11 protein-coding genes are annotated in these 11,537 nt (G+C 70.3%); 3 read left to right on the top strand and 8 right to left on the bottom strand.

The features are described from left to right. Positions 1–53 precede the first annotated feature (53 nt). Positions 54–1,085: a PLL family lectin gene (locus AOK01_RS05280; protein WP_055508919.1), complete on the bottom strand. Its 1,032-nt coding sequence runs from the start codon at positions 1,083–1,085 to the stop codon at positions 54–56. A gap of 58 nt (positions 1,086–1,143) precedes the next feature. Between AOK01_RS05280 and AOK01_RS05275 the strand changes: the two genes are divergently transcribed. Together AOK01_RS05275 and AOK01_RS05270 are read left to right on the top strand one after the other, a co-directional pair. Next, on the top strand, positions 1,144–1,518 hold the full coding sequence (locus AOK01_RS05275) for a hypothetical protein (protein ID WP_055508918.1): 375 nt from the start codon (positions 1,144–1,146) through the stop codon (positions 1,516–1,518). 176 nt (positions 1,519–1,694) lie between these two features. Further along, positions 1,695–3,515, top strand: a complete 1,821-nt coding sequence (locus tag AOK01_RS05270) for a serine/threonine protein kinase (RefSeq protein ID WP_055508917.1) — start codon at positions 1,695–1,697, stop codon at positions 3,513–3,515. Positions 3,516–3,530: 15 nt separating this feature from the next. Here the strand turns inward: AOK01_RS05270 and AOK01_RS05265 are convergent, their stop codons facing one another. From AOK01_RS05265 to AOK01_RS44320, 3 genes are all read right to left on the bottom strand, one after another. Next, positions 3,531–4,469: an AraC family transcriptional regulator gene (locus tag AOK01_RS05265; protein ID WP_063792728.1), complete on the bottom strand. Its 939-nt coding sequence runs from the start codon at positions 4,467–4,469 to the stop codon at positions 3,531–3,533. Then, the gene (locus AOK01_RS43350; protein ID WP_157871188.1) at positions 4,460–4,774 is read right to left on the bottom strand and encodes a hypothetical protein; all 315 of its coding nucleotides are present in this window, start codon (positions 4,772–4,774) and stop codon (positions 4,460–4,462) included. Before AOK01_RS43350 ends, AOK01_RS05265 begins: the two co-directional genes overlap by 10 nt. Before the next feature lie 81 nt (positions 4,775–4,855). Beyond that, a complete protein-coding gene (locus AOK01_RS44320) occupies positions 4,856–5,002 on the bottom strand; it encodes a hypothetical protein (protein WP_213862055.1) in 147 nt (48 codons plus the stop codon). Positions 5,003–5,071: 69 nt separating this feature from the next. Between AOK01_RS44320 and AOK01_RS44315 the strand changes: the two genes are divergently transcribed. After that, entirely contained in the window at positions 5,072–5,281 is a 210-nt protein-coding gene (locus AOK01_RS44315) for a hypothetical protein (protein WP_055508912.1), read from the top strand. A gap of 22 nt (positions 5,282–5,303) precedes the next feature. Here the strand turns inward: AOK01_RS44315 and AOK01_RS05250 are convergent, their stop codons facing one another. From AOK01_RS05250 to AOK01_RS05235, 4 genes are all read right to left on the bottom strand, one after another. Further along, the gene (locus AOK01_RS05250) at positions 5,304–6,827 is read right to left on the bottom strand and encodes an amino acid permease (RefSeq protein WP_055508910.1); all 1,524 of its coding nucleotides are present in this window, start codon (positions 6,825–6,827) and stop codon (positions 5,304–5,306) included. A gap of 181 nt (positions 6,828–7,008) precedes the next feature. Next, the gene (gene dxs / locus AOK01_RS05245; protein ID WP_055508908.1) at positions 7,009–8,967 is read right to left on the bottom strand and encodes a 1-deoxy-D-xylulose-5-phosphate synthase; all 1,959 of its coding nucleotides are present in this window, start codon (positions 8,965–8,967) and stop codon (positions 7,009–7,011) included. A gap of 319 nt (positions 8,968–9,286) precedes the next feature. Beyond that, positions 9,287–10,579, bottom strand: a complete 1,293-nt coding sequence (locus tag AOK01_RS05240) for a sugar ABC transporter permease (RefSeq protein ID WP_055508906.1) — start codon at positions 10,577–10,579, stop codon at positions 9,287–9,289. After that, positions 10,576–11,367 (bottom strand): ATP-binding cassette domain-containing protein, encoded by a 792-nt coding sequence (locus tag AOK01_RS05235; RefSeq protein WP_055508904.1) that lies wholly within the window; start codon positions 11,365–11,367, stop codon positions 10,576–10,578. The genes AOK01_RS05240 and AOK01_RS05235 overlap by 4 nt, the downstream gene beginning before the upstream one ends. Between the last annotated feature and the right edge of the window lie 170 nt (positions 11,368–11,537).

Below are 11,537 nucleotides of genomic sequence, written 5' to 3'. Positions count from 1 at the left end.
CTGGGGGCGCAGCCCCCAGTAGTGACGGGAAGGGTAGGGGCGGCGGGGGCGGATCAAATGGTTCGCCAGGCCCCCAGGGCCAGCCCCGGTTCCGACTTGCGGCGGGTCAGCAGGAGCGCGCCGGTGGTCGGCGCGAGGCTCGCCGCGACCACCCGCCCCTCCGCGTCCTCCGCCAACGCCACCTGCGCGTCCGCAGGCAGTTGCGGACCCGAGTCGGTCCACCACGCCCCCGCCGACTCCTGCTCGGTGGGATACGCGGCGAAGGCGACACGCCCACTCGCCGAGCGCTGCGCCAGCAGCGTGCAGTCGATGTCGTCGAGCGTGCAGCGGATCGCGGACACCGGGCCCGGCCCCGCGCAGCCGAGAAGCTCCACGGGCTCCGCTCCGGGCCGCCAGGCGCACACGGTGTCCTTCTCGTCCGTGAAGAACAGGGTCACGTGCTCCTCGGAGGTGACCAGCGCCCGCAGGGTGCCCGGCCGCACCGCCACCTTCAGCGGCTCGTCGTCGAGCGCGGGGACGTGGCCGGGACCGGCCTGGGCCCAGCGCAGGATGCCGGCCGGCGTGGCCGCGTACAGTTCGACGCGCCCCGACGCCCGGGTCACGGCGGCGAGTTCGCCCGTGACCTCGCGGCCCTTGAGGTCGCGCCAGGGGCCCCAGCCGCCGCGCTCCTTCTGGCCGCGCATGCTGACTCCGCCGCCCTTGTTGCGTACGAAGACGTGCGCGCGGCCCTCGGCGTCCACGGCGACGGCCGGTACGCCGGTCTGCTTCCCCTTGGTGTTGGGGTGCCCGAGCCGGTTCCAGTCGAGCGCGGCGAGGTGCGGCCGGAAGTGGGTGGAGTGGACGAGCCCCGCCTCCTGTGCGCCGGTGGGACGCCAGGAGACCAGATGGGCGTAGGAGTCGGCTCCCTGCCCCACGGCGAGCACCGGGTTCACGCGCTGGTCGCCGCCGACCGCGCGGGGGGCCGCCCAGGGGCCGCCGGGATGCTGCTCGGCCCAGCACCACACCGCGTCCTCCAGCGGAGCGTAGGCACTGAGTCTGCCGTCCCGGCCGCGTATGAGCCAGACGCCGTTGAGTGTGCGGACCATTGACACTCCCCCACTCTAATCGGGCCGTGCGATCCGCCTCCGTGCGACCCTGGTTCTCATGGACGCGCCTCCCCTTGTGATCGTCGACGCAGCCAATGTGGTCGGGTCGGTGCCCGACGGCTGGTGGCGCGACCGCCGGGGCGCCGCGGAGCGCGTACGGGACCAGCTCGTCCCGTACGCCGCCGAAGGCCTCCCTGGTGTGCCGGGTCCCCTGGAGCTGGTCCTCGTGGTCGAGGGGAGCGCCCGTGGAGTGACGTCCGTGCCCGGTGTACGGGTGGACGCGGCGCCCGGCAGCGGTGACGACCGTATCGTGGAGCTGGTCGGCGAACACCCGGACCGCTCCCGCCTGGTGGTCACGGCGGACCGTGAACTACGGCGCAGAGTGGGGGAGTTGGGCGCCGACGTCACGGGACCGCGGACCGTCCGCCCCTAAGGCCCTTCTGAGACCCTGTCCCGGATTGCCCCTTTCGGCGTTCGAGAGGACCGGCTGATCCGTAGCGGAACCGTTGCGCAACGCGACGAAAGGTTGCGAAGGAAAATAGGTACGCTCCCCCTTGGCCTCGCGGCTTCGGCAGAGGCCGTACTGCCGTTAACAGGGGATGATTCGTCATGAGCAGCACGCCTTCTGCCAACCTTTTCAAACCGCTCCAGGAGGGTGACCCGGCTGTTGTCGGCGGTTATCGCCTGGCGGCCGTGCTCGGCACGGGTGGCATGGGCAAGGTGTATCTCTCCTACACCCCGGGCGGCCGGCCCATCGCGCTCAAGGTGATCCGGCCCGAGTTCAGCGAGGACCCCGAGTTCCGGCGGCGGTTCAAGCAGGAGGTGCAGGCCGCGCAGCGGGTGCAGGGTCTGTACACGGCGCCGGTCATCGACTTCGACACCGACGGCGCTCAGCCCTGGCTCGCCACCGCCTACGTGCCGGGCCCCTCTCTCGCGCACGCCGTGGCCCAGCACGGTGGACTGCCGCTGCGCAGCGTGCTGTTGCTGACGGTGGGGGTCGCCGAGGCGCTCCACGTGATCCACGGCGCGGGCATCGTCCACCGTGATCTGAAGCCCGCCAATGTGCTCCTGGCCTCCGACGGTCCTCGCGTGATCGACTTCGGCATCGCCCGCGCGGCCGACGCCACCGCGCTGACGGGCACCGGCGTCAGCGTGGGCACCCCCGCGTTCATGTCGCCCGAGCAGGCGTCTGCCGGTACGGTCGCCCCCGCCACCGACGTCTTCGCCCTGGGGCAGATCACGGCCTTCGCGGCGATCGGTTCGCCCGCCTACGGCGACGGGCCCTCGCACGCCGTGCTCTACCGGATCGTCCACGAGGACCCCGACCTCAGCCGGCTGCCCGCGGAACTGCTGCCTCTGGTGACCCGCTGCCTCAGCCGAGACCCGGCCGGCCGGCCGAGCCTGACCGAGATCATCGAGCTGTGCCACGAACTGTCGCCCGTCGCGCTGCGCCAGGGTGAGGACTGGCTGCCGCAGGCGGTCGCCGGATCGATCACCGAGCGGCTGCGACTGCCCGAACCGGCGAAGACCCCGCCGCCGCAGCCCGCCGTCGCTCCGACGCCGACGCAGTTCTCCCCGCAGCATCCGGCGCCGGGCACGGTGAACCCGTACACGCCGACCGAGTTCTCCTCACCCTCCGCGCCCTCCGCGTCCTTCGCACCGACGCAGAGCGCGCCAGGAGTTCCGGGGCCGGTGCCACCGCCCGGGTACCCGGCGCACCCCACGCAGGGCCCGCACACCCCTGCGCCCGGCTATCACACTCACCACACGCCGCCCCCCGTCACCTACGCCCCCTACGCGCCCCCGCCGCGTGTGAAGCCGAAGCGGACGGGGCTGATCGTGGCCGCGTCGGTCGTGGGCGTGGTCGTCGTCCTGGGAGTCATCGGCTCCCTGCTGTCCGACGGGTCCGGCAAGGACACGAACAGCGGGGCCGACTCCCCCGGCAGCAACAGCAGTAACAGCAGGAGCGGTTCGAGCGACGGTGGGACCTCGGGTGGGGACCAGCGGAGGGCGGACCCGAAGCCGGTCTCGTACAAGGGCATCGATCTGACCGAGAGCTACGAGCTCATGCTCGCCGACGACCCGCCGCGCCCGGTGGAGGGCGAGGACCTGGCCTACGGCAACGGAGATCTCTACTTCAGCGTCGTACGTTTCATGGACGAGGCGGCGATCGGCACCGCCAACGGGAAGCTCGTCCTGCTGAACAACACGCAGAAGGGCTCCCTGGAGACCTGCCGCACCGAGACGCGCTACACCGAGAAGATCGCCCTCGACCAGCTCAGCAACGGCTCGGAGATCTGCGTGCTCAGCGACGCGGGCCACATCGCGGTGGCCACCTACCGCGGCAAGTCGGGCGAGAACGACCCCGGCTCGTACATCACCATCGACCTGCGGATCTGGCGCAACGCCGAGGAGGCCAAGGCCGACTAGGGCGTTTGCTCGCTGTCATGCCTGTTCCGCGTCCGGCACGGGAGCTCTGCCTGGCCGGGTCGGTTCGTGGGTCATCCGGTCGCGGAAGCGGCCCGGTGCGATGCCGAACTTCCGCCGGAACGCGTTCGCGAAGGCGTATTCGCTGGAGTAGCCCACCTGTCGGGCTATCGCCGCCAGCGGTGCCTTCGTCTCCCGCAGCACCCGCGCGCTGTGGGTCAGCCGCCAGTCCGTCAGGTACGTCATCGGCGGCGTACCCACCAGCAAGGTGAACCGCCGCTTGAAGGCGGTGAGGGACATACCCGCGATCGTGGAGAGCTGTCCCAGGGTCCACGGCCGCTGCGCGCTGGTGTGCATCTCGTTCAGCGCGGCGGCGATGCCGGGATCCGTGACCTCCGGCCAGGCGCCGAGCCGGGTGTGGCCGCGTGCGTGGCGCAGGGCGTGCACCAGCGTGAGGTCGACGAGCGCCGACCGGGACACCGCGGCGCCCGGCAGGTCCTCGGCCATATCGGCGACGAGCATCTCGATCAGCATCCGCGTCTCGGGGTGGCGGTCGTAGTCGGGCGACATCGTGATGACCGGTGGCAGTTCGCGCAGGAAACGGTGGATCCGGCCCCGTTCCAGCCGGTAACACCCGAGGACGACGTCGAAGGCCGCCGGCTCGGTCACCGGATGGGCCGAGGGCAGCTCCAGGTCGGGCAGCCCGTCGATGGTCCACGCGGCGGTATGGCTGAGTCCGTGCTCCACGCCGTGCGGTACGAGGACGACATCCCCCGCGTTGAGCGGAACAGGCTGACCGGAGGGGGTGATCAGCCAGCCCGTGCCCTTGAGGACGACGTGGAAGCCCATCCCCTCGATGCCGGGAAGGTACATGCCCCAGGTACCCGACTGCCGGACGCGCAGCGCACTCGGCCGTCCCGCACGGATGGTGCCGATCACCTCGCTGATCACGTCCACGGAGCAATCGTAACGAGCGCGGTGAACGGCCCGTCTCCTCGGCCCGTCTCCCCGGACCGTCTCCCCGGCCCGGGTCCCCGCCGATCCATCGGCGTATCAGGGCGGGCCTTCCGCGCATCGTCGGGGCACCGGTTCGGTGTTTCGATCAGTTCGTGATCGACATCGACATCCTTGCCGCCGACGCGGAAAAGACCGAGCAGCGCAATCGTCCGACGGCGGCCGGCGAACAGCTCCCGCAAGGTGGCCTCGCCGAAGTCGCCGAAGGTGACGACCTGGGCCGTTTTCGGCGCGATCGTCGACGGCACCTTCTCGCTGGTCCCGCTTCCGATGACCGAGGTGACCGTCGACCGCACCTGGGACGTGGCGGGGTTGCGTGGGAGCGGCAGTCACTCGGGGGTCAAGGCGCGCTTCCCACCCGACGCGAGGACTCTGCAGCTGTGGGGGCTCAGCGCGCCGGCACCGGTGGTGGGCGCGACCGTCGGCGCGTTGGGCGTGGTCGACGCGGTGTTCGCCTCGGATCGCAAGCCGTTCATGACGTCCTACTCCCGCATGGGCGAATCGGCGGGCGCGCGGCACTGGCCGGCCGCCGGGACAGCAGCCGCATGCGGCAGGACCGAGCCGACGCGGGCCGTGACTGCCGCGCGGCCGTCGAGCGGATGCTCGACCTGCACGGCGGGAGCGGCTTCCGGACGGCCAACCCGCTGCAACGCTTCTGGCGCGATGTGGCAGTAGCCAGCCGTCACCCACAGCTCAACGCGTACCTGGCCGTCGAGGACTACGGCACGGCCCTGACCACCGTCGACAGGGTTTGAGGGCTGCTGGGTCCAAGGGCTTCTAAGGGGCGTTCTTGCCTGGAGGAGTCGTGGGCCGGCCCGCGGTCGCCTTCTGGTCCCGGCCGAGCCGGCTGTGCGAGCGGCCGTACAGGAAGTACACGAGGAAGCCGAGCGCCATCCAGATGCCGAACCGCAGCCATGTCTCGGCGGGCAGGTTCAGCATCAGCCACAGCGAGGCGAGGACGGACACGACGGGCAGGAGCGGCACCAGCGGGGTGCGGAAGGCGCGCGGCAGCTCCGGGCGGGTGCGACGCAGGATGATCACGCCGATCGCGACGACGACGAACGCGAAGAGCGTGCCGATGTTCACCAGCTCGGCGAGTTCGCTCAGGCTGGTGAAGCCGGCGACGATCGCGATGATGACGCCGAGCAGGATGGTCGGCCGGTGCGGGGTCCTGAAGCGCGGGTGGACGTGCGAGAAGAGGCGCGGCAGCAGTCCGTCGCGGCTCATCGCGAAGAAGACCCGGGTCTGGCCGAGGAGCAGGATCATGCAGACGGTGGTGAGGCCGACGGCGGCGCCGAAGCTGATGAAGCCCGCGAACCAGGGGTGTCCGGTGGCCTTGAACGCGTCGGCGAGCGGGGCGTCCACGGACAGCTTGCTGTAGTGCTGCATGCCGGTCACGACGATCGACACCGCGACGTACAGCGTGGTGCAGATGATCAGGGAGCCGAGGATGCCGCGGGGCATGTCGCGCTGCGGGTTCCTGGTCTCCTCGGCGGCCGTGGCCACGACGTCGAAGCCGATGAAGGCGAAGAAGACGACGGAGGCGGCGGTGAAGACGCCCATCACCCCGAAGTTGGAGGGTGCCCAGCCGAACATCAGCTGGATGAGCGGGGAGTCGAGGCCGCCGCCCGCGTCCACGGGCTTCGCCTTCGGGACGAACGGGTCGTAGTTGTCGCTCTTGACGAAGAAGGCACCGGCGATGATCACGACCAGGACGACCGTCACCTTGACCGCGACCACGACGGCGGTGACCCGCGCCGAGAGCTTCGTACCGACCACGAGGATGGCGGTGAGCACCAGCACGAGGGCGGCGGCGAGGATGTCGAAACCGAAGCCGTCGGCGCCCTCCCTGCCGCTGAGGGCCGCCGGCAGCTGCCAGCCCGCGTTGTCGAGGAGCGAGGCGATGTAGCCGGACCAGCCGACCGCGACCACCGCCGTGCCGAGCGCGAACTCAAGCACGAGGTCCCAGCCGATGATCCAGGCGGGCAGTTCGCCGAGGGAGGCGTACGAGAAGGTGTACGCGGAGCCGGCCACCGGGACGGTGGACGCGAACTCGGCGTAGCAGAGTGCGGCGAGCGCGCAGACGACGCCGGCCACAACGAAGGCCAGGGCGACGGCGGGACCGGCGTTGTTCTTGGCGACCGTGCCGGTGAGCACGAAGATGCCGGTGCCGATGATGACACCGACCCCGAAGACCGTGAGATCCAGGGCGGACAGGGATTTCTTGAGCGCGTGCTCCGGTTCCTCCGTGTCCTGGATGGACTGCTCGATCTTCTTCGTCCTGAAGAGGGTGTTGCTCACGGGCGTTCCTCCCACGCTTGTCGTCCTCGACATGATCGAGAGGGGGCGTCGTCCGTATGCCCCGGCGCGTGGGAATTCACACGAACGGGCCGGTCCCACCACCGTAAAGGGTGGGGAAACCGGCCCACTCGGGTCTGTCGGTCGCGGCTGTGTCAGTCGCGGTCCGTCAGTCGCAGGTCTGTCAGTCGCGGGCGGGCTCCGCCGTGGCGTGGGCCTGTGCGGAGGGGGTTCCCCCGTTGGAGCGGAGCCGGGAGTGGGGGATGCCGTCGAACTTGGAGACGAGTCCGGTGACCTGCCGGGCGATGTCCGGTGCGGTCAGTCCGATCTCGGCCATGACCTCCTTGCGGGAGGCGTGGTCGAGGAAGCGCGGCGGGATGCCGAAGTCGCGCAGGGGTACGTCCACGCCCGCGTCGCGCAGGGCCTGGGCGACCGCGGAACCGACGCCGCCGACGCGGGAGTTGTCCTCGACGGTGACGACCACCCGGTGCCGCTCGGCGAGCGGTGCCATGGCTTCGTCGACGGGCTTGACCCAGCGGGGGTCGACGACGGTGGTGGTGATGCCCTGCTTGTCGAGGAGACCGGCGATCTCCAGGCACATGGGGGCGAGGGCGCCGACCGAGACGAGGAGCACGTCCGGGGTGTCGGTGCCCGGCTCCCGCAGGACGTCCATGCCGCCGACGCGGCCCACGGCCGGTACGGCGGGGCCGACGGCGCCCTTGGAGAAGCGGACCACGGTCGGCGCGTCCGTGACCTCGACGGCCTCGCGCAGCTGGGCGCGGACCTGCTCGGCGTCGCGCGGCGCGGCAAGGCGCAGGCCCGGCACGACCTGGAGGATCGACATGTCCCACATGCCGTTGTGGGAGGCGCCGTCGGTGCCCGTGATGCCGGCCCGGTCGAGCACGAAGGTGACCCCGCACCTGTGCAGGGCCACGTCCATCAGGACCTGGTCGAAGGCGCGGTTGAGGAAGGTCGCGTAGACCGCGAAGACGGGGTGCAGGCCGCCCGCGGCGAGCCCGGCGGCCGAGACGGCGCCGTGCTGTTCGGCGATGCCGACGTCGTAGATGCGGTGCGGGTAGGCGTCCGCGAACTTCTTCAGGCCGACCGGCTGCAGCATCGCCGCCGTGATCGCGACGATGTCCTCGCGTTCCTTGCCGAGCGCGACCATCTCGTCGCCGAAGACGGAGGTCCAGTCGGCGCCCGAGGCCTTGACCGGCAGGCCCGTGTCGGGGTGGATGGGGCCGATGCCGTGGAACCGGTCCGCCTCGTCGCTCAGGGCGGGCTGGTAGCCGCGGCCCTTCTCGGTGAGGCAGTGCACGATGACCGGGCCGCCGAAGCGCTTGGCGCGCACGAGCGCGGACTCCAGGGCCTCCACGTCGTGCCCGTCGATGGGCCCGACGTACTTCAGGCCGAGGTCCTCGAACATGCCTTGCGGGGCGATGAAGTCCTTGAGGCCCTTCTTGGCGCCGTGCAGGGTCTCGTAGAGCGGTCTGCCGACGACCGGAGTGCGCTCCAGGAGGTCCTTGCCGCGGGCCAGGAAGCGCTCGTAGCCGTCGGTGGTGCGCAGGGTCGCCAGGTGGTTGGCGAGGCCGCCGATGGTCGGCGCGTACGAACGCTCGTTGTCGTTGACGACGATGACGAGCGGGCGGTCCTTGGCGTCGGCGATGTTGTTCAGCGCCTCCCAGGCCATGCCGCCGGTGAGCGCCCCGTCGCCGATGACGGCGACCACGTGGTGGTCGTCCCTGCGCAGGACCTCGTTGGCCTTCGCGAGGCCGTCGGCCCAGCCGAGGACCGTGGAGGCGTGCGAGTTCTCGATCACGTCGTGCTCGGACTCGGCCTGTGAGGGGTAGCCGGACAGGCCGCCCTTCATCTTCAGCTTCGAGAAGTCCTGGCGGCCCGTGAGCAGTTTGTGGACGTAGGACTGGTGCCCCGTGTCCCACAGGATGCGGTCCTTCGGGGACTCGAAGACCCGGTGCAGGGCGAGGGTGAGCTCGACGACACCGAGGTTGGGGCCGAGGTGGCCGCCGGTCTTGGACACCGCGTCGACGAGAAAGGTCCTGATCTCGCCGGCGAGCTGGTCCAGCTGCTCCAGGCTGAGCCGGTCCAGATCGCGAGGTCCCTTGATGCGGGTCAGCAGCGGCACCCGTGCCTCCTTGCAGTAGAGCTGATCGAGATTGCCGGGCCTGTCGAGTCTAATGTTCCGCCACGCGCGGCAATGCCCGGGCCGCCGTCGTACGTCACGCGACCGGCGGAAGAACATCTCACCCACCAGCGCCCCCGGCAAACGCCCCAGACCACACAAAAGTGCCCGGCACCTCTACAGGCACCGGGCACTGAAGCCCCCCAAGGGGCGCGAGGAACTGCGCGACCAGCCACGACGGCCGGCAGCCACTCCACGCCCCGCAAGCCCTACGGCGCAACCGCACGCCGCGCAGCGGCACTCACCGCGCAACCGCGCAGCGTTATGCGCGGCCGGCCGTCTTCTGCGTCTTGCGCGTCACCGAGTCGATGACGACCGTGGCAAGCAGCACACCACCGGTGATCATGTACAGAACCGGCGTGGCGGTGCCCTCAAGGGCGAGCCCGTACTGGATCGAGGTGATCACCATGACACCGAGCAGCGCGTTCCACGTACGGCCGCGACCGCCGAAGAGGCTGGTGCCGCCGATGACGGCCGCCGCGATGACGTTCATCAGGAGGTCGCCCGCACCGGCGCTCTGGTTGGCCGCGGCGATCTTCGAGGACCAGAACAGACCGCCGACGGCGGCGAAGAAGCCCGCCAGGGCGAAGACCGAGACGCGGATCGCCGTGACGTTGATACCGGCACGGCGGGACGCCTCGACGCTGCCGCCGAGCGCGAAGATCTTGCGGCCGTAGCCCGTACGGCGCAGTACGAAGTCGCTCGCGACCAGGACCACCAGGAACAGCAGCAGCGCCAGCGGCAGGCCCTTGTACTGGTTGAACATGACCGCCGCGGCGAACGCGACGATCGCGAGCAGCACCGTGCGCACCACGAGGTCGATCAGCGGCCGGGACGGGATGCCCGCGGCCTCGCGGCGGCGGTTGTCCAGGAAGCTGGTGACGAAGAAGAGCACCACGGCGGCGGTCGCGAGCCCGTAGGCGGCGGCGACGTCCGAGAAGTAGTACGTGGTCAGCTTGCCGACCACGCCCTCGCCGTCGATGTTGATGGTGCCGTTCTCGCCCAGGATCTGGAGCATGAAGCCGAGCCAGAACAGCAGGCCGGCCAGGGTGACCGCGAACGCGGGGGCGCCGATCCTGGCGAAGAAGAAGCCGTGGAGGGCTCCGATGGCCGCGCCGCTGACCAGGGCGATGAGGACGGCCAGCCACTCGTTCATACCGTGCGTGACGCTGAGCACGGCGGTGATGGCACCCGCCACACCGCTGACCGAGCCGACCGACAGGTCGATCTCGCCGAGCAGCAGCACGAAGATGATGCCGACGGACATCATGCCGGTGGCGACCATCGCGACGGCGATGTTGTTGAGGTTCTCGGCGGAGAGGAACGCCGAGTTCAGGCTCTGGAAGACGACGCAGATGACGATCAGGCCGATGACGACCGGGACGGAGCCCAGGTCGCCGCCCTTCATCTTGCGCTTGAACTCGCCGACGTAGCCGGCCAGGCCCTGCTCGCGCACGAGCAGCCGGGGGTCGACCACGGTCACCGCGTCGGCCGCGGCCTCGGGGTTCGCGACCACGACGTCGTCCTTGGAGGCGGAGGTCTTGTCGATGCTCACTTCTGAGCCTCCCCGTTGCTGCGCGCCGCACGGCGGGTCACGGCGTTGTCCGTGGCACCGGTGATGGCGGAGATGATCTCTTCCTGCGAGGTGGCCTTCACCTCGAAGACGCCGTTGTTGCGGCCGAGCCTGAGCACGGCCACCTTGTCGGCGACGGCCTTCACATCGGCCATGTTGTGGCTGATGAGGAGGACGGCATGGCCGCGCTCGCGCAGCCGTTCGACCAGGTCGAGGACCTGGGCGGTCTGCTCGACACCGAGGGCCGCGGTGGGCTCGTCGAGGATGACCAGCTTGGGCTCGCCGAGCATGGAGCGGGCGATGGCCACGGTCTGGCGCTGGCCGCCGGAGAGCGAGGCGATCGGGATGCGCACGCTGGGGATGCGGATCGACAGCGTCTGGAGCAGTTCGCGCGAGCGGCGCTCCATCTCGACCTCGTCCAGGATGCCGCGCCTCTTCAGCTCACGGCCCAGGTAGAGGTTGCCGACGACGTCGATGTTGTCGCACAGCGCGAGGTCCTGGTAGACGGTCGCGACGCCCAGGTGCTGGGCGTCGTGCGGCTTGTTGATCTGGACGGTCTTGCCGTCCCATTCGATGACGCCCTCATCGATGGGGTGCACGCCGGCGATCGTTTTCACCAGCGTGGACTTTCCGGCGCCGTTGTCGCCGACCAGGGCGACCACCTCGCCGGCGTGGACTTCGAGTTCTACGTCGGTGAGCGCCTGGACGGCGCCGAACCGCTTCGATACCCCACGCAACGCCAGAACAGGCGTAGCGGACACGTTGACCATCTCCTTCGCCGCCTGACCCGGCGGGAGGTTGTGCAGAAGAGTTTGGGGGGTGTGAAGTGTTCCGTCCGGCGCCCCGCCCTAGCTTGCGGGGCTGGTGATTGCGGGGCGCCGGATGGGCTTCGGGTACGACCGTCCCTTGGGGCCCGGGGGCCCGTACGGGAATTCAGTGG

The organism is Streptomyces aurantiacus (assembly GCF_001418335.1).
Lineage (GTDB): Bacteria > Actinomycetota > Actinomycetes > Streptomycetales > Streptomycetaceae > Streptomyces > Streptomyces aurantiacus.
Note: the sequence above shows the minus strand (reverse complement) of the source record. Positions and strands in the feature narration are given on the sequence as shown.

What these genes read in the sequence shown, in the direction of transcription:
- AOK01_RS05235 (WP_055508904.1), bottom strand. Translation starts at nt 11,367, where the DNA reads ATGGTCAACGTGTCCGCTACGCCTGTTCTGGCGTTGCGTGGGGTATCG.
- AOK01_RS44320 (WP_213862055.1), bottom strand. Translation starts at nt 5,002, where the DNA reads ATGAACGGCTTGCGATCCGAGGCGAACACCGCGTCGACCACGCCCAAC.
- AOK01_RS05275 (WP_055508918.1), top strand. Translation starts at nt 1,144, where the DNA reads ATGGACGCGCCTCCCCTTGTGATCGTCGACGCAGCCAATGTGGTCGGG.
- AOK01_RS05280 (WP_055508919.1), bottom strand. Translation starts at nt 1,085, where the DNA reads ATGGTCCGCACACTCAACGGCGTCTGGCTCATACGCGGCCGGGACGGC.
- AOK01_RS05270 (WP_055508917.1), top strand. Translation starts at nt 1,695, where the DNA reads ATGAGCAGCACGCCTTCTGCCAACCTTTTCAAACCGCTCCAGGAGGGT.
- AOK01_RS44315 (WP_055508912.1), top strand. Translation starts at nt 5,072, where the DNA reads ATGCGGCAGGACCGAGCCGACGCGGGCCGTGACTGCCGCGCGGCCGTC.